The 26959-nt window shown below is 51.1% G+C and carries 22 protein-coding genes; 13 read left to right on the top strand and 9 right to left on the bottom strand.

Annotation, left to right across the window (positions count from 1 at the left end; all coding sequences use genetic code 11):
- The first annotated feature begins 14 nt into the window (after positions 1 to 14).
- Entirely contained in the window at positions 15 to 1805 is a 1791-nt protein-coding gene (locus ACFO3I_RS12935; protein ID WP_377334462.1) for a 2OG-Fe(II) oxygenase family protein, read from the top strand.
- Here the strand turns inward: ACFO3I_RS12935 and ACFO3I_RS12930 are convergent.
- The 3 genes from ACFO3I_RS12930 to ACFO3I_RS12920 form a co-directional block, all read right to left on the bottom strand.
- Positions 1774 to 3420 (bottom strand): tetratricopeptide repeat-containing sulfotransferase family protein, encoded by a 1647-nt coding sequence (locus ACFO3I_RS12930; RefSeq protein ID WP_377334460.1) that lies wholly within the window; start codon positions 3418 to 3420, stop codon positions 1774 to 1776. The two genes, ACFO3I_RS12935 and ACFO3I_RS12930, sit on opposite strands and share 32 nt — an antisense overlap.
- Positions 3421 to 3516: 96 nt before the next feature.
- The gene (locus ACFO3I_RS12925; RefSeq protein WP_377334458.1) at positions 3517 to 6303 is read right to left on the bottom strand and encodes a TonB-dependent receptor plug domain-containing protein; all 2787 of its coding nucleotides are present in this window, start codon (positions 6301 to 6303) and stop codon (positions 3517 to 3519) included.
- A 488-nt stretch (positions 6304 to 6791) separates the two neighbouring features.
- Positions 6792 to 9668, bottom strand: a complete 2877-nt coding sequence (locus ACFO3I_RS12920; protein ID WP_377334456.1) for a TonB-dependent receptor domain-containing protein — start codon at positions 9666 to 9668, stop codon at positions 6792 to 6794.
- A gap of 463 nt (positions 9669 to 10131) precedes the next feature.
- Between ACFO3I_RS12920 and dinG the strand changes: the two genes are divergently transcribed.
- From dinG to ACFO3I_RS12900, 4 genes are read left to right on the top strand one after another with little or no spacing between them, the layout of a single operon-like run.
- Positions 10132 to 12159: an ATP-dependent DNA helicase DinG gene (gene dinG, locus ACFO3I_RS12915; protein ID WP_377334454.1), complete on the top strand. Its 2028-nt coding sequence runs from the start codon at positions 10132 to 10134 to the stop codon at positions 12157 to 12159.
- Positions 12159 to 12935 (top strand): sulfite exporter TauE/SafE family protein, encoded by a 777-nt coding sequence (locus ACFO3I_RS12910; protein ID WP_377334452.1) that lies wholly within the window; start codon positions 12159 to 12161, stop codon positions 12933 to 12935. The genes dinG and ACFO3I_RS12910 overlap by 1 nt, the downstream gene beginning before the upstream one ends.
- Positions 12936 to 13505 carry a primosomal replication protein PriC gene (gene priC, locus ACFO3I_RS12905; protein ID WP_377334450.1) on the top strand — a complete coding sequence of 190 codons (570 nt, stop codon included), beginning with the start codon at positions 12936 to 12938 and terminating at the stop codon, positions 13503 to 13505.
- Positions 13481 to 14443, top strand: coding sequence for a histone deacetylase family protein (locus tag ACFO3I_RS12900; protein WP_377334448.1), 963 nt, complete (start codon positions 13481 to 13483; stop codon positions 14441 to 14443). Before priC ends, ACFO3I_RS12900 begins: the two co-directional genes overlap by 25 nt.
- Here ACFO3I_RS12900 and ACFO3I_RS12895 read toward each other — a convergent pair.
- A complete protein-coding gene (locus ACFO3I_RS12895; protein ID WP_377334446.1) occupies positions 14440 to 15534 on the bottom strand; it encodes a tryptophan 2,3-dioxygenase family protein in 1095 nt (364 codons plus the stop codon). The genes ACFO3I_RS12900 and ACFO3I_RS12895 overlap by 4 nt on opposite strands.
- Before the next feature lie 150 nt (positions 15535 to 15684).
- Here ACFO3I_RS12895 and ACFO3I_RS12890 point away from each other — a divergent pair, with 150 nt between their 5' ends.
- The 4 genes from ACFO3I_RS12890 (at position 15685) to ACFO3I_RS12875 (ending at position 17895) form a co-directional block, all read left to right on the top strand.
- Positions 15685 to 15954: a late competence development ComFB family protein gene (locus tag ACFO3I_RS12890; RefSeq protein WP_377334444.1), complete on the top strand. Its 270-nt coding sequence runs from the start codon at positions 15685 to 15687 to the stop codon at positions 15952 to 15954.
- Positions 15932 to 16120: a YbaM family protein gene (locus ACFO3I_RS12885; RefSeq protein WP_377334442.1), complete on the top strand. Its 189-nt coding sequence runs from the start codon at positions 15932 to 15934 to the stop codon at positions 16118 to 16120. Before ACFO3I_RS12890 ends, ACFO3I_RS12885 begins: the two co-directional genes overlap by 23 nt.
- 8 nt (positions 16121 to 16128) lie before the next feature.
- Positions 16129 to 17046 carry a DMT family transporter gene (locus ACFO3I_RS12880; RefSeq protein WP_377334440.1) on the top strand — a complete coding sequence of 306 codons (918 nt, stop codon included), beginning with the start codon at positions 16129 to 16131 and terminating at the stop codon, positions 17044 to 17046.
- 66 nt (positions 17047 to 17112) lie between these two features.
- Positions 17113 to 17895 carry a substrate-binding periplasmic protein gene (locus ACFO3I_RS12875; RefSeq protein ID WP_377334438.1) on the top strand — a complete coding sequence of 261 codons (783 nt, stop codon included), beginning with the start codon at positions 17113 to 17115 and terminating at the stop codon, positions 17893 to 17895.
- 278 nt (positions 17896 to 18173) lie between these two features.
- Here the strand turns inward: ACFO3I_RS12875 and ACFO3I_RS12870 are convergent, their stop codons facing one another.
- Both ACFO3I_RS12870 and ACFO3I_RS12865 read right to left on the bottom strand, forming a co-directional pair.
- Positions 18174 to 18680 (bottom strand): DUF1993 domain-containing protein, encoded by a 507-nt coding sequence (locus ACFO3I_RS12870; RefSeq protein WP_377334436.1) that lies wholly within the window; start codon positions 18678 to 18680, stop codon positions 18174 to 18176.
- Positions 18681 to 18755: 75 nt separating this feature from the next.
- Positions 18756 to 19148, bottom strand: coding sequence for a cytochrome b562 (locus tag ACFO3I_RS12865; RefSeq protein WP_377334434.1), 393 nt, complete (start codon positions 19146 to 19148; stop codon positions 18756 to 18758).
- A 112-nt stretch (positions 19149 to 19260) separates the two neighbouring features.
- On the opposite strand from ACFO3I_RS12865, the gene ACFO3I_RS12860 reads away from it, so the two are divergent.
- The gene (locus tag ACFO3I_RS12860) at positions 19261 to 20052 is read left to right on the top strand and encodes a PhzF family phenazine biosynthesis protein (protein ID WP_377334432.1); all 792 of its coding nucleotides are present in this window, start codon (positions 19261 to 19263) and stop codon (positions 20050 to 20052) included.
- On the opposite strand, the gene ACFO3I_RS12855 is transcribed toward ACFO3I_RS12860, so the two are convergent.
- Positions 20049 to 20768 carry a DUF445 domain-containing protein gene (locus ACFO3I_RS12855; RefSeq protein ID WP_377334430.1) on the bottom strand — a complete coding sequence of 240 codons (720 nt, stop codon included), beginning with the start codon at positions 20766 to 20768 and terminating at the stop codon, positions 20049 to 20051. The genes ACFO3I_RS12860 and ACFO3I_RS12855 overlap by 4 nt on opposite strands.
- A 399-nt stretch (positions 20769 to 21167) precedes the next feature.
- Between ACFO3I_RS12855 and ACFO3I_RS12850 the strand changes: the two genes are divergently transcribed.
- Both ACFO3I_RS12850 and ACFO3I_RS12845 read left to right on the top strand, forming a co-directional pair.
- Positions 21168 to 21758, top strand: coding sequence for an FMN-binding negative transcriptional regulator (locus tag ACFO3I_RS12850; protein WP_377334428.1), 591 nt, complete (start codon positions 21168 to 21170; stop codon positions 21756 to 21758).
- 59 nt (positions 21759 to 21817) lie between these two features.
- Positions 21818 to 22231, top strand: coding sequence for a hypothetical protein (locus tag ACFO3I_RS12845; protein ID WP_377334426.1), 414 nt, complete (start codon positions 21818 to 21820; stop codon positions 22229 to 22231).
- A gap of 107 nt (positions 22232 to 22338) precedes the next feature.
- On the opposite strand, the gene ACFO3I_RS12840 is transcribed toward ACFO3I_RS12845, so the two are convergent.
- Both ACFO3I_RS12840 and ACFO3I_RS12835 read right to left on the bottom strand, forming a co-directional pair.
- Positions 22339 to 22497 (bottom strand): hypothetical protein, encoded by a 159-nt coding sequence (locus ACFO3I_RS12840; RefSeq protein ID WP_377334424.1) that lies wholly within the window; start codon positions 22495 to 22497, stop codon positions 22339 to 22341.
- Positions 22498 to 22574: 77 nt separating this feature from the next.
- Positions 22575 to 25823 carry a S41 family peptidase gene (locus ACFO3I_RS12835; protein ID WP_377334422.1) on the bottom strand — a complete coding sequence of 1083 codons (3249 nt, stop codon included), beginning with the start codon at positions 25821 to 25823 and terminating at the stop codon, positions 22575 to 22577.
- Positions 25824 to 26025: 202 nt separating this feature from the next.
- On the opposite strand from ACFO3I_RS12835, the gene ACFO3I_RS12830 reads away from it, so the two are divergent.
- A complete protein-coding gene (locus ACFO3I_RS12830; RefSeq protein WP_377334420.1) occupies positions 26026 to 26913 on the top strand; it encodes a dioxygenase family protein in 888 nt (295 codons plus the stop codon).
- Positions 26914 to 26959 lie beyond the last annotated feature (46 nt).

The following is a 26959-nucleotide window of genomic DNA, read 5'->3' as shown; positions in this document are numbered from 1 at the left end:
TTGGAAAGTAATCAATGCAGACAGACCCTTATCAGGCCGCATTAGTCGCGTTGCAACGAAATAATGCAGGCCAGGCACTCCGCTACTTAACTGATGTGCAATGTCGGCGACCTGAACATTGGTTGTTAAAAGCACAAATTTACTTCCAGTTGAGTGAATCCGCTAAAGCGATCACTCTGTTGCAGCAAGGCTTGCAGCATTATCCTGATTCAACGCAGATCCGCAGCACCTTGGCACAGCTATTGAGCAAACAGCATGCATATCAGCAAATTGTTGATTTGTTTGACTTGAAAAACAGATTACCTGACCAAGCGGCCGCTACAGTACTGCTAGACGCACTCCTCCAGTTAAAGCTGTATCAGCAAGCCACTCAGCTTAGTCAATTGCTGAGTAGTAGTCAGGATAAAACTTTTACATGGTTGAGAACGAAACTTTTATTCGCTACGCACCAACTGCCTGAAGCTATAGTTCTGTTGCAACAGGCATTAGGCACCTATCCAACTGACTTACATTTTGGCTATAGCTTGGGTCATGCGCTAAAAGAAACTGGACAGCTTCACCAAGCCTTGCAGCAATATCTGTCGTTATACAACCACCACTCTCATCACGTGGAAATCAGCTACAGCATTGCCTGCACTTATTACGAACTTAACCAGTATGCTCTTTGCGAGAAGTGGTTAAAACAGACCTTAGAACTCGCGCCCAACTACGTCCCTGCACATGAAAGCCTCGATAAACTCTATTGGAGTCAAGGTAACACTGAACAGATGCATTCATCCTATCAACTGGTAATGCAAAGAATACAACCACACCCGGATCTGCAAGCTTCATACATCAACCAGTTGCTGCGCAGTGGTCAAAGCGAACAAGCCGTGGACGCCGCCGAACTGGCGTTAAAGACAGCACCGACAGAGGCTCGCTTCTACCATCTCAAAGCGGTGTCTTTATCTCAGCTGAAACAGGATGACCTCGCCTTCCCCTGGTATATAAAAGCGGCTGAAATGACGCCAGATTCAGCCCGTTACCAAATTGATTTGGCCAACCATTATTTGCAGCATGCAGACTATAAACGCGCTGAGCAGCAATTACAAAAAGCCTTGCCGCATCATCCTGATAATCAGGAGTTATGGGCCTATCTCGGTCTGGTCTGGCGCCTGGCTGGCGATGAGCGTCATGAGTGGCTGAATAATTACGACAAGTTAGTTCGAGTAATGGAATTACCAGTGCCCCCGGCCTTTAGCCGCCAACAAGATTTCTTATTTGAACTGACTCAGTATGTACGCAGCTTACATCGACGGCAAAAGCGTCAACCGCTGGATCAAAGTGTTCGAGCAGGAACTCAAAGTGAAGGGCACTTTCTGTTAAACCCCAACCCTCTGGTTCAGGCATTCCGGCAAGGAGTTGAGCACTGCATTCAACAGTATCTGTTAAGTTTACCTGCAGATATCACCCATCCAACTTGCCGCAGAAATACCGGCCATTACCAGTTGAACGGCAGTTGGTCTGTACAACTGGGTCAAGGAGGTTTTCACAGCAATCATGTCCACCCAGCAGGCTGGTTGTCGGCTCCCAGCTATATCGAAGTTCCATCCAGCATGCATGCAGCAGATCCGAACAAGTCAGGCTGGTTAAAATTGGGAGAGACCTGTCTTGATTTAGGAGACAGGGAAGAAATCGCCAGAGAGATTTGCCCGCAAGCGGGCCAAATCATTCTATTCCCAAGCTATTTCTGGCATGGCACCTACCCTGTGTTAAGTGCTGAGCCTCGCAGCACTATTCCCTGTGATCTGTGGCCAGTGAATTAAGTAACAGGCAGTAGTCCGGATAGAGACCACTCTGCAGAATTTCCGCCTGGTAATTTCGGTAGCGGCCTGACGAATGCTGATAAAGTGGCCGCCGTACCTGGGAGACACTCGCCGTTTTTACCGCATGTTTAAGCTGATAAAAACGTTCAGCTTCGCCGTTATAGTGAAGCCCTAAAAATGCAAACAAGGCTTGAAGCACAGAAGTAGGTTGTGAAACCAATTCATCATAATCCAGCTCAAAAATCTGTCCCGGATAACGTTGCTGCCAGTGGTGCATCAACTGACGCTGTTGCTGCTCATAATGCAGAATGGCGTCCAGATTAGCCGCATAATTCATGCCTGGCCCCAGCCGATGAAAATATACGGATAGTGCATTGTCAGCCAACTGACGGCGTGTCCAGATCACCTTCGCTGCCGGGAAATTATAAAAAACAGCGTCCAGGTACAGAAAGTTTTCTGGTCGTTTATCGGTAAAGTAGCGACGTCCCTGCAAAAGCCGTTCGATTTGTTCCAGATAACCTGCCGTAAAGTCTGACTCTGAGGCTTTTGCCACTAAGGCTTCGGGTTGTTGGATCAGTGGAAATAACTGCCGGTGCAAAAACTCCAATTCTCCACCACAGGCTACTTGTTCACTGGCCGCAATGATCTGCTCGGCCAAGGTAGAGCCGGAACGAAACATCCCACAAATCAATATCGGGATCAGAGCAGAGGCCTGGCTCTTCGGCCACACTGCAGAATCCCTCCTCAGGCAATCTGCAATCAGTTGCTTTGTGCGCTCTGGCTGATACTGCGGTAAAAACTGACTGTCCCCCTGATTGGCCTTTTGGTAACAATGCCAAGCCTCGTTATACAACCCCAAACGGTCATAACTAAGCCCAAATGCATAGTAAAGGTCAATTTGTGATGTATTTAACGGTGCCGATAGCAGAGCCTCTAGTTGAACCCGATGCTGCTGTAGCTGCTGTTTGTCTAGTTTGGCCAGCTCCAACCAGCGCGCCCAACTGGTCGCATCGTCAGGATGGCTCTGACAGGCCGCATAAAAGTAGCTGGTCGCCTCTGTCAGCTCGCCAAGTTGCTCACTCAAATGCCCTAAATTGAATAATGCGCCGTGATGGCCAGGCTGCAGAACCAGCAGTTGCTGCAGTAACTCCATCGCTTTGCGCTCCTGCCGCAACAGCTCGGAATACACCAATGCCTGTTGAAATAGAAACTCCCCGTTATCCCCAGTCAGCTCAAACCAACGAGCCAGTGCTGTCAGCGCGACCTCTGCGTTCCGGCTTCGTCTGGCTGACAATACCAGATTGAACCAGCCTTTTTGCTCAGTCGGCCATTTGGACACAAATTGTTGCCACAGCTGCAGCAGTTTCTGCTCCTGAAACTCCAACTGATAAAATTGAGCCAGAGAAACGTAGTAATCTTGATTATCCGGATGATCGGCAAGCAATTGTTCTGTGAACTCAATGGCTTGCTGAAGCTTGTTTTGACTGACATAGAGCCTGACCAATAACCGTAAAGCCCCATGACGATCGGTTTGAGAACTCAGAGCCTTCAACAACAACACTTCTGCTGACGCTAAATCATTGGCTTTTAATGCTGCCAAAGCCTGTTCCAGCATGCTCTCATCCCTCGTTACTGCATAAATCACTGAAAAATTGACGATACAAATAAATAAAAAAGCGGGCCTATGCCCGCTTTTTCAGCTCAAGTCAAATTAGAACTTGAAGGTCACAGAAGCGTGTAAGTAACGACCTAAGGTGTCATAGAAACCTGCGATCGCGTTACCGTTTGTGGCCAGAGAACCACCAACCATTGGAGGCTCACGGTCCAGTACGTTGTTCACACCCACTAACAGAGTGGTGTAATCGTTCACTGCGAATGAACCTTTCAGGTCGATGAAGCTTTGTGAGTCAATACCGTCCTGAACCAGGGTGTCAGTACCGCTATAGTCGCTAACTTCACCGTAGAAACGCCATTTCACTGTAGCACGCCAGAAGCTGCCAGTGTCATAGTTGAATGCCATGACATGACGCCATTCAGGCTGAGCGAAACAACCGTTATCCAGTGTGCTCACACAGTCATATGCTGGTGCAACGCCTGGCACGTTATCAAACTCTTTGGTCAGCATATAAGTACCAATCAGGCTGGTGCTAAAGTTGCCGCCAAACAGTTCAGTGGCGTAGTTCGCACTTAAGTCAACACCTTCCCAGTGCAGTTTACCCAGGTTGATGTTGGTTGCGACTACACGGCCATCACCTAACCACAAGCTGCCGCTACCCGGAGTACGCTGTACGTTGTCACAGAAAGTGGCACTGCCTGTCAGGGCACATTGCTCAACGATGATTTCTGGATCGATAGTACCGATAGCGTCTTCCAGTTCAATGTTGAAGTAATCAACAGAGAAGTTGAAACCTTCAAACAAGTTAGCTACCACACCGAAAGAAATGGTATCAGCCACTTCTGGGCTCAGTGATGGGTTACCACCAAACAGAGCGTTGTACTGGTCAGCGTTGTTCTTACCGATGTTGCCGTATTGAGCAGCAGTCACACCAGTGTTCGCACACTGAGCAGCTGTCAGTGCAGGAGTTGCAGTAGCACAAGGGTCAGTACCTTGCCATAAACCAGTGCTTTGCGGTGCATACAGCTCAATGTTGTTCGCAGCACGAACAGCACGGTTGTAGCTACCACGCAGTTTCCAGTCGTCGTTTACGTCCCAGTCAAGAGCCACTTTGTAGGTCGGCTCTGCGCCAGACACGCTGTAATCAGACCAGCGGTAACCTAAGTCCAGCGCGATACTTTCGGCAATCGCAATGTCCTGAACTAATGGTACGCGTAATTCTGAGTACAGTTCACGAACTGAATAACCACCGTTGATGCTCTTCGTCGTGCCGCCCTGACCTAACAACAGGCCTTGCTCGTACACTTCGTCCGCAGTACGTGAGTAGTTTTCTTTACGGTATTCAGCACCTAATACAGCAGAAATTGGTGTATCTGAACCTGGGAAGCTCACACCAGTTTCACCAGTCACGAAACCACCGAAAATGATCTGTTCAGTCACACCATTCATAATGGCGGTACCAGTCAGTGTCTTGGCTTGTTCAGCAGTTACACCATTGTAAGTGAACACTTCGTATGGAATACAACCATCAGTGCTGGCACAGTCTTCACCGTTTGCAGACAGCGCAGTGAAAATACGAGGACCAAAGAAGTCATTCAGGTAAGCTGAAGAAGACGAGGTTGAACCGTACTGGATAGTGGTGTCGTAAGTCCAGGTATCAGAAATCTCACCTTCTGAACCTAAAACTAAACGGAAAGAGTTGTGTTCCAGCTGATCCTGACGACCACCACCTTCAACGTTACGTTTACCGATGTAAGTTGCGAACTGATCACCTGACTGCAGACCGAAACGGTCAGTCAGCTGAGCACGCTGGGCATCAGACAGTAATGGGCTGTCGAAATCGATCACGTAGTTATCGTTGAAGAAAGTGCCTGACTCTGCGATCTGAGCCACAGTCCGGTCACGCATAAACATAGCTTCCATGTAAGGACGGAAGTTATCGTTGACTTCGTAATTAGCAAACATACCAATGGTATGACGCTCGTTAGGACGCATAAAGAAGTTAACTGGAGCGTAGTTATACAACTCAGTGTCCGGCGTGAATGTGCTGTCAGAGTTCAGTGACCAGTATTCATAGTCATCCCAGTTGAATGAACCATCAGCGTTTGCAGCAGACAGGTAGAAGTTAGGGTTTGGCGTAGTACCTGAACCACCACAAGCAGTACCTGTTGCATTCAGCGCACAAGATGAATAATCACGGGCGCCCTGGCGTAATTCATTTTGCTTCATGTAGGTCATGTAACCTACAACGTGGCCTTTGTCACCTAACTCACCACCCATAGTGACAGAGAAGTCATACGACTTACCGTCGATACCTGAGCTACCAGTTGGGTAGTCAAAACCACGGGCATCCATTTTGCTTTGGATGTATTTATTGTCATTGTCGTGCTGATAACCTGAAGCGTTCGCAGTAACTTCTAAACCTTCGAAGTTTTTATCCATGACGAAGTTCACAACACCAGCAACGGCGTCAGCACCGTAAGTAGAAGAACCACCACCGGTCATGACTTCTACACGCTCAACCAGAGCCGCAGGGATTTGGTTGATGTCAGCAGCTGAAGAGTTGATACCACCGGCCTGCATACGGCGACCGTTGATCAACACCAGTGTACGCTGTGGACCCATACCACGTAAGTCTAAGCTTGCAGTACCTGTAGCGCCGTTCGATTGGAATGCAGTGTTAGAGGCTTCGATTTGTGGCAGGCTGTTCATCATGTCTTCGACACGGGTAAAACCGGCAATTTTGATTTCTTCTTTGCTGGTGACCTGAACCGGGCTGGCAGTTTCTAAGTCGGTTCTCTTAATACGAGAACCAGTCACAGAAATACGCTCAACTGACTCGCCTTCAGCAGCTGCATCCTGAGCCATGACAGCAGAAGACATAGCCGCACTTGAACTCACGCCGAAAATCATCGCCAGCTTGACAGCCTTTGACAGTTTATTATTTGTAAACATGTTTTTCTCCCTGGACCACTCTCTATACAAGTGATTCTATTTTTTTAGAAGGACTAATCCTGTTCAGCAACACAAGTTCCGTCTCATTGTTTCGGCCTTTGGCCTCAAACACATCGATAATAAACGCAATTTTTTCGGCGGGTCAACAGCTTTTACGGAACTAAACACCTTGAAGCTGGTCTGCTTGCTTGACCAGTTAACCAACAAATCGTTCATCTTTTAAGCAAGCCATTTTCCTCCATCAAACCGTAGCAATCTGCCATCTCCCGAAAAAACTGGCCTGTAGACCGATCTCAGATCTGCGCTGTATGACGGAAGCTGCTGATTGCGCAAAAAAAACCAGCCCTAAACAAGGCTGGTTTTTTTTGAAATGACAGCTGAAAATTAATCAGCTGTTCATATTTTCTAAGCTCAGCTTAGAACTTCTGCTCGTAACGTACGTAGAAGAAGCGGCCAATATCAAAACCACCGTAGTAAGCGAAGTTACTGCTTGGTTGTGAGTACATGATTGGACCGTATTTCTCGAACACGTTGTTAGCACCAACAGAGATGCGAGCTTCCCATGGAGCATGGTAGCTGAACTGTACATCGTTAAAGGTTGTAGAACCGTAACGGTTGTACGGAGTTACTACGTCGTTTGTCCAGTCAGCTTTGAAGTCTGGCAGGCTACACTTGTCTGTGTAGTAGCAACGCTCTTTGGTGGAAGAGTAGTAACGCATTGTCCAGTTCACACCGAAATCGCCCAGGTTCCAGCTTAAACCTAAGTTAGAACGAACGCGGAACGTAGAGCCGTAACCAACTGAAGGAGTCAGCAGCGCTTCTGGATCGTTAGTTGACTTGCTGTCGTATTTGTCAGTGTAAGTCGTGTTCCAGTTAGTACCAAAAGTACCGAATTCAGTCTCGTATTTGTACGCCAGACCTAAATCGAAACCAGCTGTCTTAGTGATACCAGCGTTACGCAGACCGTAAGTCAGGTTGCTTACGATATGGTTGACTGGGTCACGTGAGAACATGGCACAACGAGACTCGATCAGACCCACATAACAGTCATCGACGATAGCGTTCGCTGAGTCAGTCACCATGGTGTCTTCGATCTTGATGTTCCACCAATCGAATACCACGTTCAGGTTTTCAACAAACTCTGGGCTCCATACGAAACCGACAGTAGTAGTTTCTGAAGTTTCTGGTTGCAGCAGTGGGTTAGAACCGCTGTTGAACGGTACCGGAGTTTGAGCAGCTGGGCCAGTTGTTGGGATGAAACCTTGTTGCAGCTGACGGTAGTCGGCCGGAACGTCTTGTAAACAACGGGCAGTGCCTTTGGCAACACCGTATACAGAGTCACACGGGTCGATAAAACCAGTTACGAAGCTCTGAGAACCACCACCGTACAGGTTGCTGATAGTCGGTGCACGGAAGCCTTCAGAAGCAGTAGCACGAACCAACAGAGAGTCGATTGGTTTCCACTTCAGACCGATTTTGCTGTTAGTGGTGTCACCGAATGAGCTGTAGTCTGAATAACGAGACGCCAGGCTCAGGCTCACTTCCTGCGCAAATTCCATTTCAGAAATGATTGGCACGTTCAATTCTGCATAGTACTCGTCCAGGTCATAGGTACCTTTAGTAGGACCTGCGGCCAGAGTAGTCGTCATACCTGATTGAGCCAGCGCGTCTGGGCTGAATGCACCATCTTCTTTACGGTGTTCAGTACCCACAGCGAACGTCACGTCACCAGCAGGCAGAGTGAATAACAGACCACCAATGTTCGCGAAGAAAATTGATGAAGTGGTTTCACCACGAGCGTGTGAAGTTGGGAACAGGAAGGCTTGAACGGCTGGATCTTCCAGAGAGTTTGCCGTAGTACCTGCGCCGTAACCGGCCAGCGGGTTCCAAGGAACACAGCGGGTCAGAGGGATTGGGCTAGCCGCAGTACCACACTGGACAATACCTTGCGCGTTCATGAACGATGGACCAGTGGCCAGCACAGTGTTTGGTACGTGGAAGTCACCACGGCCAATTTGTAACGTAGTGCTTTGGCTGTATACGCCACCTACGTCCCAGTCAAAGTAACGTTCACCGATATCAAATGAACCTTCCAGGGCTGCAGTAGCACGTAAAGTGTCTTGCTTGCTCTCTGTCGTACGAGGTACTTCCCAACCACGACGCGTGAAACGTACGTTAGTATCAACTGGGTTGAAATAGCTGTTAGCATCCAGGTACCAGCCGCTCACTGCACCGAAAGTACTGGCTGATTGCAGTGGGTAACCAGCGATCTGACGCGTAGAGCTACGGTTAGTAAAACCGATGTCGGAAGTGAACTTAATATTTTCAGCCAGGCTGTAGTTCGAGCTCAGGTACAGAGAACGTGCACTCAGTGGGCTCAGAACATGCATAGTGTCGTTGGTGTTAGTGGTATCACCTTGACCAGAAGCGCTTGCTGCTTGCTGAACATGGAAATCGTTGGCGAAATCAGAAGCTGCGCCCGGACGGTCGGCTACCCACCACTGACCGTTGTAGCTGAAACGGCCGTATTGACCTACTAAGGTGTAGTTTGAAGCGTAGTCATCACGGTCTGGGCGACCCAGTTTAGAAAACTCACGGTCTTTCGCCCATACTTCTTCTTCGTCACGCCACTCAGCACCCCAAGTGATCGAACCTTTTTCGCCGGCTACGCCGCCCACCAGACTGATGTTGGTCTTAGCGCCGTCGCCCTGGTCGTATTCACCAGTGTACGCAATTAATTCCAGACCTTCGAAGTCTTTACGGGTAATGATGTTCACCACACCGGCCATTGCGTCAGAACCGTAAATGGTTGATGCACCATCTTTCAGTACGTCTACGCGCTCAACCATTGACATTGGGATGGCTGACAAGTCTTGCAGACCGCTGGTGGTGATACCTAAACGCTTGCCGTTAACCAGAACCAGAGTACGGTTAGCACCCAGGTTACGTAAGTTAGCGTAGTTACCACCCACGTTTTCACCTGAGCTCAGAACTGCTGAACGGCTGATTGGAGGTGCACCAGTGCTTGACATGTTCTGCAGAATATCTGTTACAGAAGTGAAGCCTTGGTTAGCAATGTCCATACGATCCAGTGTGAATACTGGCTGTGCAGTTTCGATGTCCGTTTGACGAATACGAGAACCCGTTACGTCGATACGCTCTACTTTTTCTGCAGATTCTTCTTTTTGGGCAGCATCCTGAGCGAAGGCTGCACCGGTGAACGCTACGGTTGATACAGCGCCAAAAGCAACGGCTAAGCGCACCGCTTTTGACAACTTATTATTTGTAAACATGTTTTTCTCCCTGGACCACTGTGAAGTGATTCTATTTTTACGACAATCACCCCTGGGGATGACTGGAATTCCGATACAACTTTCCGGAGATCTAGCCGGTTCGGCAGCCGGATAATAAACGTAAATTTTTCGCGTGGTCAACAAATTTGCAGGAACTTATGAGGTTAAGAGTTGTCTAATGTAAAGTTCGGTGAATGGATTTGCTCAGATTTGGCGGAAACGCCCACGATAACTGGAATGAGACCGCACTGCCAGGCTATAGCAAATTACCGAAAATATCAGACAGTTCACCATATTTTAACAGTCATTCGTCGCATCGACTTCCCGTCTGATACTCCACTTTGCCAATAAAATGCTTTTTTTTTCATGCTTAATCGATGATTTTAATTCAGCCGTAATTCGAGATTGTTGCAGTTGCCCTACTGCTTTATCATGGCCCTTTGTTGTAAGCCGACCTCAGCCCATGCTCAGCGACACTCTGAAACAACGTATTCGCTCCATTCATCAGGCACTGAAACAGCAATTGCCCGACTATCAGCCTCGGCCAGGTCAAAACCAGATGATTGCCGAAACGGCCAATGTGATTGCAGGCAGTTACCACAGTTACGACAGAGTCGCGCTGATTGAAGCAGGCACAGGCACAGGTAAATCCTTGGCTTATCTGATGGCGGCCATTCCAGCTGCGCAGTTTTATAAAAAGAAACTGGTGATAGCCACAGCCACAGTGGCACTGCAAGAACAACTGGTCAGCAAAGACTTACCGTTTTTTCGCCAGCATAGCGGGCTGAAGTTTGAGTTTTGTCTGGTGAAAGGACGGCAGCGGTACGCTTGTGTGGAAAAAATAAAGCGGCAAATTCAGCAACCTGATCTGTTCGGCAGTGCGACAGTAGCAAGCGATCTGACACTACTACCAAAATGGCTGGAGCTTTGGCAACAGGGTCAATGGGCTGGCGACCGCGACAGCCTGGATGATGCGGTAACCGACAGCTTTTGGCATGTTATCAGTGCAGACCCACAACAATGCCCGCGCAGCCATCAGCACTGCCCTTTTCATCAAAGCCGGCAGCAGGTTGAACAAGCCACAGTGCTGGTGGTCAACCATGCCTTATTGCTGGCCGATTTAGACAGCGGCGCGCAAATTCTACCTGCGCCGGAAGACTGTATCTATGTGATAGACGAAGCACACCATCTGCCGGATATTGGTCGTGACTTCTTCTCGGCTCAGGCGCAATTGGATTTACCTGAGCGCTGGCTGGATAAAATGAAGAAGCTCAGCCAGCAATTGCATGGGGTGTTACCCCAAAGTGGCGCCAGTACCTTATGTTTCCAGTTTGATGAGCTTTGGGCCGAGCTCGACAAAGAGCTGCGGCAACTCAGCCGCTTGATTAGTCAGCAAGGCTGGTTCGGTGACAAAGCCAGTTACCGCTTTGCCGATGCGCTGTTGCCAGACTGGCTGCAAAAGCTGACCAACCCCTTGGCCGAGTGCAGCGGCAAGCTACTCAGTGTCGTAGAAAAGTTACAACAACTACTGACAGAAGCTGAAACCGAACACAAAGTCGCCCATAAACTGACCCAACCTCTGCTGTATGAACTCAGTCAGCAACAACACAGAGTGCAGAACCAGTCGGAACTGTGGCAGTTATTTTCTGTGCCGCAGTCCAAACATGTCAGCCAGGCTCGTTGGCTGGAATACCAGGACCACCTGAGCGCCCATGCTTGCCCTTTGTCGGTCAGTTTTATGCTGGACGATTTGTTATTCAGCCAGGCCTTTGCCAGCATCTTGTGTTCCGCCACCCTGACCACGCTCAATAGCTTTGACCATATCCGCTTTGAACTGGGGCTCAAAGACCATGAAGGGCTTCGAATGCTTAGAGTGGCCTCCCCCTTTGCCTATCAGCACAATGCCAGCTTGCTGATCCCTTCGATGAAAACAGACCCGGCTGACGAAGCCTTTACCGACGAGCTGGTCAGCTGTTTGCCGAGCTATCTGGACAAAACCCAGGGCCACCTGGTGCTTTTCGCTTCGTACTGGCAAATGCAGCAGGTGGCTGAGGGGTTGCGGGCCAAAGGCTGGTCGCTACTGGTACAAGGCGAAGCGTCACGCCAGAGCCTGCTGGATTTGCACCAGCAAAAAATCAACGGCGGCAGCGGCAGTATCCTGTTTGGCACCCAAAGTTTTTCTGAAGGGCTGGATTTACCAGGCAAACTGCTGACCAACCTTATTATCACCAAACTGCCTTTTGCCGTGCCCTCTTCGCCGTTTGAAGAAGCTATGGCTGAGGCCATTACCAAACGGGGTGGCAATGCGTTTTTGCAGCAAACTGTGCCAGCCACGGCACGAAAACTGGTGCAAGCCTGTGGTAGACTGCTGCGCAAAGAGCAAGACTCCGGTCGGGTGGTGATACTGGACCGGCGTTTACTGACCAAATCGTATGGCAAAGCAATGCTCAATGCCTTACCCCCTTTTTCGCGGATCATAGAAGACAATTAATGGAAATAGCGCTGGATGTATGGATGGTGGCGGCTTTGTGTGCGGTTGCCCTGGTGGCGGGTTTTATTGACGCCGTGGCGGGTGGCGGCGGCTTGTTAACAGTGCCTGCGCTACTGACCGCAGGCCTGCCACCGCATCTGGTGCTGGGCACCAACAAGCTGGCCGCCACTTTTGGGTCAGTGACCGCTTCCATTACTTACTACAGAAGACGGTTGTTCGATCCGGCTTACTGGCGCACTGCACTGATTTTTACCGCGATAGGCGCGGTCGCCGGCACTTTGGTGGTCGACCTGATCCCCAAAGAATGGCTGGAGAAGATCATCCCGTTTTTTATTGTCATCGCCGCTTTATACAGCCTGCTGATGAAAATGCAGCCGGATGACAAACTGAACCTGCCAGAACAAACCCCGGGCCATTTCTGGCGTCAGCGCCTGCAAGGCCTGAGCCTGGGGTTTTATGATGGTTTAGCCGGACCGGGCACAGGCTCATTCTGGATGGTGTCGACCATGGCGCTGTACAAAATCAACCTGCTGCTAACCAGCGGTGTGGCACGGACCATGAACTGTGTCAGTAATGTGTTTGCGCTGGTAACCTTCGCTTACCTCGGTCACATTCATTACGCCTTGGGTCTGACCATGGGCGCCAGCCTGATGTTGGGTTCTTACTTTGGAGCCCGCTCCGCCATCCGTTTTGGCAGCAAGTTTATCCGGCCTTTGTTTTTAACTATGGTGCTGGCCATTACTGCCCGTTTGCTGTGGCAAGCCTGGGGCAACTAGATGCAGAACCAGCTGAGTATCCTGACAGAGCAATTGCACCATCTGGCCAGCCAGGCAGAACAATTGGATCAGCAGCAGGCTCAGTGGTCGAAAAAGCCCTGGTTTGACACCGATCTGTTTCAAAGCCGTTCGCCTTATCTGATTGATTATGTGCAGGAAGCCGAGCAATGCCTGAAGCGGCTGAAACAAGCCATGCAAAGCCAAAGTCCCTCCGCCGCATTACTTGCGGCTAAGTTAGCGCAGCAAGTGGATGCACTGCGCCGGGCCTTTGAGACCAAAGAGCTTCGGGCGTTAAAAGGCAAACCCAGAGTAAAAACTCAGCGCCAAAAAGCCGAGCAGTTGGTCGGCCAGCTACGCCAAAGCACTCAGCAGCTTTACAGTCAGCTCAGCACCACCAAAGGGTACGAGCAGCGTTTATTGGATATGCTGCAATTAGAGCAACAGGCATTATCACAGCAGAAAAGCAGCCCTGAACGCGTGCTGGCGTTGCAGGCCAGGCTGGGTCGCTGTCGCAAAGCCATCTCTGAACTGGAGGCACAAATTCAATGGGCCGAACAGCACCAAAGCTGATTTATCACCCTATTTATTCAGAGCTGGAATTACCGGACCGCCACCGTTACCCCATAGGTAAATACCGCGCACTCTACCTGGCATTGCAGCAGCTGGGCGTGCCGCCTGACGCCTTTAACTTATCGGAAACCGCAGATTTATCCCTGGTCGGCCAGGTGCATCAGGCCAGTTACCTCGATGCACTCTGCAGTGGTCAGCTGGACGCAAAAGCGATGCGCCGTATTGGCTTTCCCTGGTCCGAGCAACTGATCCGCCGTTCTTTATTGTCGGTCGGTGGCACGGTGCAAAGCACCGCACTTGCCCTGCAACACGGCATAGCGCTGCATTTAAGCGGTGGTTATCACCACGCCTTTGCGGATTACGGCAGCGGCTTTTGCTTGCTGAATGACCTTGCGGTCGCCGCACAGTACGCGCTGAATCAAGGGGTGCACAAGGTGCTGATTTTTGATTGCGATGTGCATCAGGGGGACGGCACCGCGGCCATATTTGCTGACAATCCGGCGGTGGTCACCTGCTCATTGCATGGTGAAAAGAATTTCCCTTACTACAAGCAGCGTTCGGACTGGGATTTGGCGCTGGACAGTCAAGTGAGTGACAAAGAGTACCTGACGGCTGCAGAACAAAGCCTGGATTACCTGCTCAGGCTGTATCAGCCAGAGCTGGTGATCTATGACGCCGGTATCGATATTCATCAGGATGATGATTTAGGCCTGCTGGCCGTGACAACAACTGGTATCGCCAAACGCGACGCTCTGGTGTTAAGCCGCTGCCGTCAGGCAGGTATTCCTGTCGCCGCCGTGATTGGCGGCGGTTATCAGCGAGACCTGAACCGCCTGACCCAAATTCACCTGCAGCTGTTTTATGCTGCTTTTGCGCTTTGCGATGCTCCACTGCCCGCCCATCCGGACTGGCAGTGGCTCGCCAGCGTTACCAGTTAGTGACCAGACAGGTAAAAACCCAGCTGTTTGCGTACCTGCTCTGGCAGCTCAGGTAAACCTGCTTTTGGCAGCAGGAAAGTGGCCATATGGAACAAGTCGGTAAAAATACGGTTTTTCTCCGTGGTACGTTTCAGGTAATCATGGCCTGAAGAGCCGCCAGTGCCGATTTTAGTTCCCAACATACGCTGCACCATCATCGCGTGTTTGTAACGCCAAATCGTCAGGTTTTCATCAATTTCGGTCAGGCAAGTCAATACCTGGAATGGCAGGTTAAACACAGGTTCTTCCTGATATAGGGTGATGAAAAGTGCCGACAACATCGCGCGCTGACTCAAACGGAAACTGCCTTGTTGCTGCAGTTGCTGGTATTTCTCATCGTCCAGCAAAGCGGCGAATTTAGCCCGGGTATTGTCAATTTCTTTTAGCTGCAACTCGCGTTCATGCTCAGCAATCTGCTCAATAGCACGTACAGTACTCTCGTCTTCGTCCAGCATTTGCGACGTGGCGTCCTGGTACATTTGCCAGAAACTGAAGTCACCAAATTGTAAAAATGGCATCCGCTCCAGCCAGTTTTGTACCAGCTCAAATAAGCTGGGTTCGGTCTCCAGCGCTTGCAGGAACTGACGGTCTTTGTCATTCAGGCGGCTGTAAAAAGAATTTTTGTCAAAGTCGATGCGGTATTCACTTTTTAGCCCCAGGCCGATTTCCAGCATCTTAAACTGCACACTCTGAAACCCAGAAGCAGGCACCAGGTAATCACGGAAGGACATAAAATCCTGCGGTGTCATGGTTTCCATCACGCTGATCTGCTGGTTCAGCAACTGCTGAATGCTGATCACCCGCTTTAACTTGTGCACCACGCCGGTCAGTTGCTGGTCTTTTACCGCAGGTTCAGCAAATACGGCCAGCACCGCTTTTAATTCATGCAGAATTTGCTTAAACCAAAGCTCGTACACCTGATGCACCACAATAAACAGGGTTTCATCATGAGCTTCCTGGCCATACTTTTCACTTTCAGGGGCCTGAGCGGTCAGAATTTTGTCTAGCTGCAGGTAGTCACCGTAATAACAAGGAGTGGTATTTTTTTGCATAATTCGATTCTCTTGGCACTAGCCAATTGTATAGACAAGCTATTGTAGCCAGACGAAGCGGTGCTGGCTATCCACCCGTACAGCGGTAGCCTTTTTTCACTGAACTGATTATGCTAAGCCAAGCTGCGAACCGGCAGACAAGGAGCTCCAATGAAATTAGATGACGATATCCACAACTATTACGAAAAACTCTTGCTGGATCACTTGGTTGAACTGCAAATAGATGAGCAGTATGACGCCGAGTTTATTGCCGATTTGTGCTGCATTGTGCTGAACCAGCTGCCAGCCAAATACATCCGTTATGAAGTGGATATGGCGTTTTACCTGCCACAAACAGAGCGTTTTGAAATGGTGATGAAAGTCCGGGAAGCGGTGACCCGCGCCAAGACCTTTCTCGATGGCCAACGTGACAAAGAATAGCACTCCCCCGCTGTCCGAGGCCGCACCAGAGGTTCAGCTAGCGGTCGATTTGATCCAGTTGCTGGAGCAACACCAGCTCCCTGCGGAGTTGGTGCTCGGTGCACTTAAAATCGTACAACGGGATTATCAACACAAACTTCAGCTGGCGGTATCCACCAGCACCTGAGTGTATCCATGCTGACTCATTCCGCAACGCTTTACCTGGCCACAGTGCTGATCTGGGGCTCCACTTTTTACGCCATTAAGTTCCAGCTGGGTGAAGTCTCCGAACTCTGGTCAATTTGTTACCGCTTTGCGCTGGCATCTGTGTTGTTGTTTCTCTGGTCCAGCTGGCGAAAATTGCCGATGCGCTTTAGCCGCCAGCAACATGGCTGGATGGCGCTGCAGGGCCTGTTTCTGTTTTGCCTGAATTATCTGGTGATCTATTACGCCACCGGCATGCTAACCAGCGGTCTGATTGCGGTGGTATTTTCCAGCATAGTGCTGATGAATATCTTCAATGGCGCCCTGTTTTTTGGCCGGTCTGTTGAGCGCCGCAGCTTGTTGGGCGCATTGCTCGGTTTGGTTGGTATTGCCTTGGTATTCTGGCCTGAACTGCAAAAACTTGGGCACGACAGTAAAGCACTGACCGGTCTTGGCCTGAGCGTGCTCGGCACTTATATCGCGTCGTTAGGCAATTTGTTTTCATCAAAAAATCAGCAGCATCAACTGCCCGTGATCCAGACCAATGCCTATGGCATGGCGTATGGTGCTGCATTGATGGCCGTGCTGGCGCTCTGCAGCAGTGGTCTGCCGGATTACAGCAGCAAACTTAGTTTTAGTGTGTCGTTGTTCTACCTGGCACTGTTCGGCTCCGTGCTGGCGTTTGGGGCTTACCTGACCTTGCTAGGCCGGATTGGCGCTGCCAAAGCTGCTTACACCATGGTGCTGTTTCCGCTGGTGGCGCTGCTGATCTCCACCTTGTTTGAGTCTTACCATTGGAGTCCGCAGGCGCTGCTGGGTATTGCCGTTGTGGTCGCCGGTAATCTGATTATTCTGGCGCCAGCCAGCCTGTGGCAGAAATTCTCGCTGGTCAAAACACAATCCGGTTAAAGCCGCCTTGTCAGCTCCATTGCGCGCAGCTATAACCTTGGTAAGTGAAGGGGAACGGAGACCAGTATGCTGCGTCTGATCCTGCTGTTGTGTGGTTTTAGCTTTATGTTGCAGGCGCAGCCACTGCGCCTGATCACTGTGATTGAACCCCCAGTCAGTTACCTGGACAGTCACGGCAAGGCCGTTGGCTTTGCTGTGGAAGTGGTCCAGGCCATCCAAAAAGAACTCGGCGATAAAACACTGATTGAAGTGATGCCGGAAGCCCGCGCCATCTATATAGCCCGCACCGAACCCAATGTAGTGTTGTTCAGTTTTTCACGTACCGCAGAGCGTGAAAACGAGTTTTATTGGATAATACCTTTAGTGCAAAAATCATGGGCAGTGTACGCGCTGAACAGCAACCCAATACAGATTGAAACTCTCGAACAGCTTAAAGAGGTTACCTCTATAGGAGTGGTGCGCGGCGATATTCGTGAGGAGTGGTTTACCAATCTTGGCTTTAAAAATCTCAGCAAATCGGTCAATCATCAGCAGAACCTGAACCGCCTTCTGGCCGGTCGGCTGGATCTAATCGCCTACGAAAGCCAGGGCATTCGTCATTTATTACAGGAAGAAAGTGTCAGCCTGGACACGGTAAGGCCGGTTTTTCTGCTGCGTCAGTCCAATGTTTATTTACTGATGTCGAAAACAGGCACGTCGCCCGAGCTGGCAGAGCGCTGGAAAATGGCAGCAGATAAAATACGCCGTAGCGGAGCCCAGCAATTTATCGCCGAAAAGTGGCAGCTACAGCTGAAACACTTTCAGGAGATGGACACTGAAGTCCAAAACGGCGTCTTGGTATTTAAGTAGGGCTTGTTGACGTTTCAGGGTTATTTTTGCAGCAGTCTGGCCGGTTTTTATGCCAGGCAGTGCGAGTGCAGTGTAGTGTAGTTATTCTACATAAATGAGCACTAACGCAGCAGAAAGGCCGGCCAGGCGCTGCCCTTCGGGTTCGGTCTGGCGGCGCCCTGCACTTTGTCACTCGTCGTTCATTTAGAATCACTAAACTTCGCTCCTCGTTTCGCGTTCAGAACACCGCCAGAGCGAACAAAATTTAATCTCGAAACGTCAACAAGCCCTAAATCGGCTTAGCCCATAAAGTCTTTTTTACCTACCTCCACCCCATTGGAGCGCAAAATGGCGTAGGCGGTGGTGACATGGAAATAAAACTGCGGCACCCCGTAGTGCAGCAGATAATCTGCTGTGCTGGCAAAACGTTTTTCTTTTTCAGTGCCAGGCCTTAATACCACCTCACGGCTGGCCGCTTCAGCAAAGGCTGCTTCAGGAATACTCAGCAAAAACTGACGGGTTTTATCCAGGCGCTGATAAAGATCTGCATAACTTTGCTCAGTATCTTCATAGGAAGGCACCTCAACACCCGCCAAACGGGCAGAAACACTCTTAGCAAAATCTGCCGCAATTTGAACCTGACGCAGCAAAGGGAACATATCCGGGAACAAACGACTTTGCAGCAACACGGACGGGTCAAGTTTTTTGCTTTGGCCGTAGGATTCCGCCGTTTTCAGCAGTGATTCCAGGTTATTCAGAAACTTAACAAAAACAGGCACCGAGGCCTGATAAAAATTCAGACTCATAACAAGCATCCTTAGTGGTGAAGACTCATGCTTGATATGAGGCTGGATTTCATTATTTACAAGCAGGCGCCCTGATCAGGCTTCATCAGAGCCAAAAAGTAATTGCCAGAAACTTGGCTGACGTTCCTTATGGTATTTTTTTCTGAGCCTATCTATCTCAGTCAGGCTGCTTTTGGCGCCGGCTAAATCTTTTTGCTTAACTAACTGCTGGGTGTGCTGTGCGGCTTGGTCCAGCTCGGTCAGTCCTTGTTGCATCAGCTGTGCTTTGCTGCCTTTAAAACCCAGTTGCTGCGCCTGCTGCAGTGACGCACTAAAATCCTGCATCGCGTGTTGCATAGCGTCCAGTGTTTGGGCTTCCCGCGCCTGCTTAAAGCTCAGGCCCATCTGTTTCATACAGTCTTCCATATCAGGTGCCGCCTGGGCAGCAAAGACCATCAGGCCAAAGAATAAAGTTGTCAGGGTTTTCATGCTGTCCTCCGGTTCGGGCCGGCAGTATAAACCTTTCATCCAGTGTTTTGTGCTGTGCGCGGCGGATTAGCCTTGTTATGCTGCAAAGTTCTTCAATCACAGGAACCCATCTATGCGTGCAGAGCTTTACCAGGTAGACGCTTTTACCAATCAGCTGTTTCGTGGCAACTATGCCGCCGTGGTGCCAACCACAGAACCACTTGCAGCAGCTCTGATGCAACAGATTGCCAGTGAAAACAACTTGTCTGAAACAGCCTTTGTGTGGCCTCTAACACCAAACCATTACCAAATTCGCTGGTTTTCACCGCTGACTGAAATTGATTTTTGTGGCCATGCCACCCTGGCGGCGGCTTTCGTGTTGCTCAGCCAGGGCGCAGGCCCGGTGATCCGCTTCAGTACCCAAGCGGTTGGTGATTTATCGGTACGACAAAATGAAACCGGCCGGATAGAAATGGATTTTCCGCTGCGCCCGGCGAAAATTGCCAACGCACCGGCCACTCTGCTGGCCGGTGTTTCTGCAGCGCCACTGGAAGTCTGGCAAAGTCCACAAGCCTGGATGCTGGTGTATGCCAACGAACAGCAAGTGCGTGAGCTGACCACAGACTCTGCCCAGTTAAAACAACTGGCACCTTATGATGTGGTCGTCACCGCGCCAGGCTTGCAGCATGATTTTGTCTCGCGCTATTTCTGGCCTGCCAATGGCGGCGATGAAGACCCGGTGACTGGTTCCATTCATGCTGCATTGGCGCCGTATTGGGCCGAGCGACTTGGGAAAACAGAACTCACCGCCTTTCAGGCGTCAGCACGAGGCGGTGAGTTATGGTGCCGCTTGCAGGGCGACCGTGTGCTGGTCGGCGGTGAAGCTGTACTTTATTTAAAAGGGGAAATACAACTGCCTGTTTAAACGGGCAGTTGTGGCAACAGCTGGCTGGCGAGGCCAATCAAGGCGCCAAAGACGCCGCCCCAAACCACCAGCCAGCCCAGATGCTCGCGAATTAATTGCTGCACCAGCTCTTTGACTAATTGTGGCGTCAGTTCATCCAGACGCCCTTGCACTACAGTGCTGATTTTAGCTTGCAACTGCTCCAGCTGTTCATTGTGCTGCAGTTGGGCTAACAGTTGTTGTTGCACTTGCGGGCTGTCCGACAGCTGCAGTAACGACTGCTTTAAGTTGTCAATAAACGGTTGTTTCAGCGGCTCCAGCATCTGTGCACCACCAAACATGGCCAGCATGCTGCCTAAAGAGGACTTTTGTACTGTCTCCAGCAAGGCATCAAAGGCAGGTGACAAGTCCACCGACTCCAGCACAGGGCCTAATTTCAATGCAACCGCGTCGTCCTGATGCTGACTGCTGAGCAGCCGCTGCAGATTTTCCAGCGAAAAAAACTGTCCCATCACCAATTGATACAGCGCCTGCTTAAATTCAGCAAAACGCGCTGGGATCACACCTGAGCCATACAACAAAGGCACTTTTTCAAACAGCATATGGATAGCCAGCCAGTTGGTGACTGCGCCAGAAAATGCAAACAGCCCCATCACCCACAACCAGCTGATGCCTAACGAAAACCCCATTCCCATGGCCAGCAAGGCCACTAGATTGGTTACCAAACTTTTATTCATGTCGCAGACTCCTTCTCCATCCAGCGCGTCATTCTTCAATGCCGCCAGATTGTAATGAGCCTGCCTGCGCTCAACAAGACCGGGTTCGCAATCGCCTTAGAATGGCCACTGTTGTTGAATCATCAGGCCACTGCCCATCAGCACCACGGCCAGGCCCAACAATTTGCGACTTTGCACCACCAACTGTGGTTGCCGTTTTAACTCTTGCTCATTCATTAGTCACCTCCGCTTCGATTTATTGAGAATAATTCTCAATAAACTAAATTACAAGCGTTCCGTGCCTGATTAAAACGGATAAGAAAATTCTGTTTTTCCGATGAAGCGCCAGCAAAGCGCTGTTGCAGAGACTGCGGCTTATGCCAGAATGGCCACTTTTCCCCATGTATTGCAGAGTCAGGCATGAGCTACCCACCCCGTTATTTTACCTGCACGGATGAGGCCGTGATTCGGCAGTTTTTACAGCAGCACTATTTTGGCTTGTTATTGAGCTGTCAGTCGGGTCTGCATTACAGCCCTTTACCTTTTTTAATTGAGCAACAAGCGCAAGGTTGGCAGCTGGCCTGCCATCTGGCACGGTCTAACCCACAACTTCAAGGTCTGGACGGACAGCCGGTGACAGTGGTGATCCAGGGCCCACACGCCTTTGTCTCCGCCGACTGTTACCCGGACAAACCTGCCGTGTCGACCTGGAATTATTTATTGGTTGAATTTAAAGGCCTGGCCCGCTTGTTATCCCCCGAGCAGACGCTGAGTCTGGCACGACGTCAGGAAAGCCATTCCGACCCGCAGTTGGAGCAATCCGCCGACTATCAGCAGAAATTACTGGCCGGTATTCAGGGGGTGCAAATCGAGGTAGAAAGCGTCAGCGCCCGATTTAAATTGTCGCAGAATAAAAATTCACAACAGCATCAAGCCGTGTTGCAGTATCTGCAGCTGCATGAACAGGCCGATTTTGTCTGGCGCTGGATGCAGCAAACAGGCAGTGAGTAAGGCTCTGTTCAGCTGAGGCTCCCTACACTGTGCTTCGACTTTTTTAGAAGGAGCACAACATGAAAAAGTATCTGAGCGCACTGACATTGGTTGCCGCAACTCAAACCATGGCTGGTGAATTTGTTCCAGCCGCAGGCTTCGGTTCACAGTACGGTGATTTAGGCGCCAAGTTTATGTACCGCGAAGGCAATATGGCAGCCTACGCAGGGGTCGGCGTGGGTGGCGGAGCTGTGGGCTTCCACATTGCCCAATCGGCTGGCAGCCAACACGTCTTTGGCGCCCAGTACGCCTTTTCATCCGACGTATTCGACAGCAAAGACATGATTTTAGCCACCTATGACTACAACTTTAATGGTTTTAGTGGCCGTGGCTGGACGCTGGGCGGAGGCCTGGGGGTTGCGGATTATGACGATGGCCGTCGCGACGGCGACTCCAAAACAGTCGCTGTGCTGAACGTGGGTTATAAGTTCTGATCTTTAGCTCAATGGGGTCAGGTCTTGAATTTTGCATTGAAACGCAAAATTCAAGACCTGACCCCAAAACACAAAACATAAAAAAACCGGGCAAGCCCGGTTTTTTTTTATCGCTCAACAGCTTTTTGCTGTTCCTTGTCGTCTGGCTCGTCGTCATTCCAGACCTGTTGCAAGGCTTGGCGCTCCTGCTCAGTCAAATAGACAGTCCAGTGACGTGGGCTGAAATATGGCTGAGGTTCAGGCAGCTTACGCTTTAAGGCACTCATTCTGCTCTCCTCTGATTTGGCTTAGCCCGAGACTAGCAAAGCCAAACTGAGCGCAAACTGAATACCTCTCGTGCCGACTACCTTAATCTCTGCGCGTCTGCGGCCATCCCTGGGTGCAGCGGTTCTGCATTTAATGCCGGAACCGGCGCTTGTTCAAGCTGAGTGTTCAGCTCCTGAATCGCTCTGCTTAGCTGGGCATCCTGACCAGCAAAACTGGCAAAAGGCAGGTTTTCCACATGAATATCCGGGCTAACGCCACGGCCTTCAATGATCCAGCGCCCCGCCGCATCAAACTGGGCGGTCTCTGCAACCCGCGCCACACCAAAGTCTGTCAGCAAATTACGGCCAGACAACCAGACGCCTGCCCCTGAGGTTTGCTGACCGATCACAGGTCCTAACCCAAGCGCTTTGACCCCGGCCGCAAAAGTTTCGCCATCTGAGTAGGTCAAAGGATCAGTCAGCACCACCAACCGGCCTCGGAAAGTCTGCTGCATATTGGTATAGGCTTTGCCTTGCTGTGGCTGCCAGAATGCCCAGACCCGCCGCAACAGTTTCTCAATCACCCAACTGTCGATATTGCCGCCTCTGTTGCGGCGTACATCAATCACCAAACCTTCCTTGTCCATCTGTGCGTAGAAATCGCGGGCAAATTGCGCTAAATCGTTCGAGCCCATGGCATACAGATGCAGGTAACCAAAACGCCCCTGACTTTGCTTCGCCACCAGGGCTTTGTTCTGGTTGACCCAGTGTTGGTAACGCCAGGTCTGCTCTTGTTCCGGGCTTTGTGGCACCACCACTTTTTGCCAGTTTTTGCCGTCGCGCTGCAGGCTCAGTAATACCTGCTGGCCTTGCTGTTGCAGCAGCTGTTGCTGCAATTCGACCTGAGTCCGCACCTGTTGATGGTTGACTGCCAACAATAGATCACCGTTATGCAGTGGATCTATTCCCTTAGCCAACGGGCTCTGTAACCAGGGTAAATCAGCATCCGTCAGGTACAGCGTCTGCAGCACCAGCCCTTTGTCGGTTTCGCGCCACTGGCCACCTAAACTGGCAGCCTGGCTTTGCTCCTGCGCTTTGGCGTAATCACCGCCGCGCACCTGAGAATGAAGCACCGACAATTCACCAATCAGCTGAGCCAGCACATCGTCCAGTTCAAACCTGTCACGTACCCGGTCCAGCAAAGGCAAATAATGTTGCTTCATGGCGGTCCAGTCTTTACCACGCATGGCCGGGTCAAATAAAAACTCGCGGTGCATCAGCCAGGCGTCCTGGTACATTTGCTGCCACTCTGCTTTTGGTTTTAGCTTCAGCACCAATTTATCAGACGCCCAAGGTTCTGCTGTCTCGCCGTCCGGCGCTTTTGCCGTGGCAGCGCCCAGGAAAAATCGGTGGCTGGCAGGACCCATCTGGTACCAAAGTGCGACGTTTTTGCCATCAGCAGCCACCTGGATATCCCGTACCGAGCTGGCATAACCTTTCAGCGCTTTGTTGTCCGGCTCAATACTCAGGCTATGTACAGCACCGGCCTGGCCGGGCGCATCAGCAGCAGACAGCAGATACAAATGCTTTTCAGCAACCTGTAATTTCTGGTAATTACCTGCCACCACCGGCACCTGCCACAGGTTTTGCCCGAGCTGAGACAAGGCTAATGGTTTAGGGTCACCCTCCAGCGCTTTGGTCAGTTCAGATCCGGCGTCAAACGGAAACTGCGGCTCGGTACTGAGTGCATAGGCAAATACCAAAGCGCGCTTGTCAAATGCCGGCCCCATATTGCGGTCGCCCCAAGGGGCGCCAGGTTTGGCCTGTAATTGCCGCTCAGACAAAAAGTACAGCCATTGATTGTCCGGGCTAAACGCCGGGCTGTACGAGTTGTAATCGGCACTGGTCAGCAAACGGGTTTTCTTCTCTCGCAGTGAATACAGGCCCAGCTGAGCCCGGCCAATCCCGTCAGTTTCGGTGACAAAGGCCAGTGCAGAAGAATCGGGTTGCCATACCAGCGCTGTGTAAGGCGATAGGCCAAAGCCCTGCTGGTAAACTTCGTGGTTATTGCCGTTTTGGGTGTCCAGAATAAATAAACGCCCGGCTTTGTCGTCGTGCGCCAGGTAACGGCCGTCAGGCGACAGACTCAGTTGCCAGCGAAAGCCAGCTTTGCCATCCGTCATTTGTTTACCTTGGTCAGAACCATCCGCCGCATAACGCCAGATTTGTAACTCCCCGCTCTGGTCCGACAGCAGATAAACCCACTGACCATTTGGACTGAGCACCGCACTGCGGGCGCGCGCGGTTTCAGGCAATGGCAACTCCACTGTACGTTTGGGTGCGCGTGACAAGACCTCCACTTTGCCGCGCACTGTCAGCACCAGCTTTTCTGCTTTAAAGCTGACAGCCTGATCGGTCAGGTATTTTAATGGCTCGCTCAGCAGGCGCTCGCGCTGAGCAGGTGAATCAGACAGCAGTGCCGGGCTAATTAACTTGTCGTGGCCACTGCTATCGAGCAGGTGCATATCGGCCCCTTGTTGATAAATCAGCTGGTCAGCGGAAGCTCGCACCGAGCGCACCGCGTAGTCCTGATGCTGGGTCAGCGCACTGAATTGCCCTGTTGCCGGCTGATAACGCCAGAGGTTGGGCATACCGGACGCATCACTGATCAGCACCAGCTCCCCTTGCCTCCAGACCGGATTACGTAACGAGCCCTGATGCTCTGCCAGCAAACGCTGCGCTTCTTCGGTCGAATTGAGTTTCCAGCGCCAGAGCTGACCGCGGGCGCCGCCCTGGTATTGACGGGCGTTATCACCGGTCAGTTGCAGACCGTAGCGAATAAAATAAAGGTACTGTCCCTGCGGGTCGATCACCCCTTCGACCGCATCCTGCAGTGGTAAGGTCCGGCTTTGGCCCGAGGCTAAATTCAGCAAGCGCAGCTGCCAGGTATTGACCGGACCGGTGTTGGCATCTGTGCTGTACAGCAGCTCGCCGTCCGGGCTAAACCCATGCAGCTTCACTTTGCCATTGAGCGCAGTCAGGCGTTTCGGCTGACCGCCACTGCGGGACAGCTGGTAAATATCCATACTGCCGTCATAGGCCGCCACATACAGCACCTGCTGACCATCCGGACTAAACAAGGCCTGATTCTCTTCCGCCGGGTGGGTGGTCAGCCGGCTGGCAATGCCAGCCTCCAGGGTACTGACCCACAGATCGCCCTCAGCAGTAAACACCAGCTGATTGCCTTCAATTGCCGGGCTGCGGTAATAAGGTAACGCCGCCATTGCCGGCAGACTCAGGCTGAACGCCATTAATGCGGCCAACTGGTTTAAATGGATTCGTTTCATAATGCTCCCTGACCTGTCTGTGCAGGCTGTTGATAGTGACCTTACCTTAACTGCTGACCGTCGGCCAAACCAGCCCAACCGCCTTATTTTCTGTAGCTTTTAGCCTGTTTGAGTCAAAAAAAGTAAAGTTAGGTTTGGCCGCTGAACTCTGGGTTTATGCTGCATTCTGAGCATTAGAAATGACTAAAACTTGGAGTCAACCATGAGCCAGCACAACACAGAACAACAAGCCAGACGGCGCTTTTTAAAACACCTTGGGATAGGCCTGGCCACAGTGCCTTTGATTGGCCTGGTCGCCTGTGGCGGTGGGTCGGACAACAATGAAGTTGCAGACACCGGCTCCTCAGGCGACAGCACTGACAGTACAGGTGGAACAGGCAGTACGGGGGGCACCGGCAGCAGCACCAGCTGGGCGACCGGCGGTACCGCCTCGATGACCGCCAGCTTTCCGGATGACAGCATTTTCGCAACCAGCGCAGCCTGTGCTGTGGCACTGACCAAAGCCATGACCGAAGGGCCGTGCTTTTTTGCCGCCGACGCGCTGGATGATATTTCAGAAGAGCAAGTCGGCTTGCCGATGCAGTTGTGCCTGCGGGTGATCGACAGCAGCTGTAACCCGGTATCGGGCCTGGAAGTGGAAGTCTGGCACTGTGACGTCGAAGGCATTTATTCAGGCGACACCACAGGCAGCTCGGACAGCCGCCGTTTCTCCAGCAGCTTTTGTACCGGCAACGACGCTGATGCGCTGAAATCCAAATGGTTCCGTGGGTACCAGGTGACCGACAGCAGTGGCCGGGTGAATTTTAAAAGCTGCTTCCCTGGTTGGTACTCCAGCCGCACTATCCATATTCATTTCCGGGTACGCAATAACAACAACGACCAGGTCATTTCGCAGTTTTGTTTCCCAGACAGCCTGACCGAAGATATTTGTACCACCCATGCCGAATACAAAAACCACGGCATTCAGGATACGACGCTAAGCAGTGGTAAAGACACAGTGTTTGGCAGCAACTACCAGGATTACCTGTTTGACTATCAGCAAAACAGTGACGGCTCAATTTTGGTGTATAAAACCATTCAGATCAGCTAATGCAGTGACTGGAACAAAAGGCGGGCCTCAACACGCAAGCCCGCCT

Source organism: Rheinheimera marina, from assembly GCF_042654345.1.
GTDB lineage: Bacteria > Pseudomonadota > Gammaproteobacteria > Enterobacterales > Alteromonadaceae > Pararheinheimera > Pararheinheimera marina.
The sequence above is the reverse complement of the archived record's forward strand: the minus strand, read 5'-3'. Positions and strand labels throughout refer to the sequence as shown.

What these genes read in the sequence shown, in the direction of transcription:
- ACFO3I_RS12875 (WP_377334438.1), top strand. Translation starts at nt 17,113, where the DNA reads ATGCTGCGTCTGATCCTGCTGTTGTGTGGTTTTAGCTTTATGTTGCAG.
- ACFO3I_RS12845 (WP_377334426.1), top strand. Translation starts at nt 21,818, where the DNA reads ATGAAAAAGTATCTGAGCGCACTGACATTGGTTGCCGCAACTCAAACC.
- ACFO3I_RS12850 (WP_377334428.1), top strand. Translation starts at nt 21,168, where the DNA reads ATGAGCTACCCACCCCGTTATTTTACCTGCACGGATGAGGCCGTGATT.
- ACFO3I_RS12930 (WP_377334460.1), bottom strand. Translation starts at nt 3,420, where the DNA reads ATGCTGGAACAGGCTTTGGCAGCATTAAAAGCCAATGATTTAGCGTCA.
- ACFO3I_RS12870 (WP_377334436.1), bottom strand. Translation starts at nt 18,680, where the DNA reads ATGAGTCTGAATTTTTATCAGGCCTCGGTGCCTGTTTTTGTTAAGTTT.
- ACFO3I_RS12830 (WP_377334420.1), top strand. Translation starts at nt 26,026, where the DNA reads ATGAGCCAGCACAACACAGAACAACAAGCCAGACGGCGCTTTTTAAAA.
- ACFO3I_RS12885 (WP_377334442.1), top strand. Translation starts at nt 15,932, where the DNA reads ATGGCCAACGTGACAAAGAATAGCACTCCCCCGCTGTCCGAGGCCGCA.
- ACFO3I_RS12880 (WP_377334440.1), top strand. Translation starts at nt 16,129, where the DNA reads ATGCTGACTCATTCCGCAACGCTTTACCTGGCCACAGTGCTGATCTGG.
- ACFO3I_RS12890 (WP_377334444.1), top strand. Translation starts at nt 15,685, where the DNA reads ATGAAATTAGATGACGATATCCACAACTATTACGAAAAACTCTTGCTG.
- ACFO3I_RS12910 (WP_377334452.1), top strand. Translation starts at nt 12,159, where the DNA reads ATGGAAATAGCGCTGGATGTATGGATGGTGGCGGCTTTGTGTGCGGTT.
- priC (WP_377334450.1), top strand. Translation starts at nt 12,936, where the DNA reads ATGCAGAACCAGCTGAGTATCCTGACAGAGCAATTGCACCATCTGGCC.
- ACFO3I_RS12860 (WP_377334432.1), top strand. Translation starts at nt 19,261, where the DNA reads ATGCGTGCAGAGCTTTACCAGGTAGACGCTTTTACCAATCAGCTGTTT.
- ACFO3I_RS12865 (WP_377334434.1), bottom strand. Translation starts at nt 19,148, where the DNA reads ATGAAAACCCTGACAACTTTATTCTTTGGCCTGATGGTCTTTGCTGCC.
- ACFO3I_RS12925 (WP_377334458.1), bottom strand. Translation starts at nt 6,303, where the DNA reads ATGTCTTCTGCTGTCATGGCTCAGGATGCAGCTGCTGAAGGCGAGTCA.
- ACFO3I_RS12835 (WP_377334422.1), bottom strand. Translation starts at nt 25,823, where the DNA reads ATGAAACGAATCCATTTAAACCAGTTGGCCGCATTAATGGCGTTCAGC.
- dinG (WP_377334454.1), top strand. Translation starts at nt 10,132, where the DNA reads ATGCTCAGCGACACTCTGAAACAACGTATTCGCTCCATTCATCAGGCA.
- ACFO3I_RS12900 (WP_377334448.1), top strand. Translation starts at nt 13,481, where the DNA reads ATGGGCCGAACAGCACCAAAGCTGATTTATCACCCTATTTATTCAGAG.
- ACFO3I_RS12840 (WP_377334424.1), bottom strand. Translation starts at nt 22,497, where the DNA reads ATGAGTGCCTTAAAGCGTAAGCTGCCTGAACCTCAGCCATATTTCAGC.
- ACFO3I_RS12895 (WP_377334446.1), bottom strand. Translation starts at nt 15,534, where the DNA reads ATGCAAAAAAATACCACTCCTTGTTATTACGGTGACTACCTGCAGCTA.
- ACFO3I_RS12920 (WP_377334456.1), bottom strand. Translation starts at nt 9,668, where the DNA reads ATGTTTACAAATAATAAGTTGTCAAAAGCGGTGCGCTTAGCCGTTGCT.
- ACFO3I_RS12855 (WP_377334430.1), bottom strand. Translation starts at nt 20,768, where the DNA reads ATGAATAAAAGTTTGGTAACCAATCTAGTGGCCTTGCTGGCCATGGGA.
- ACFO3I_RS12935 (WP_377334462.1), top strand. Translation starts at nt 15, where the DNA reads ATGCAGACAGACCCTTATCAGGCCGCATTAGTCGCGTTGCAACGAAAT.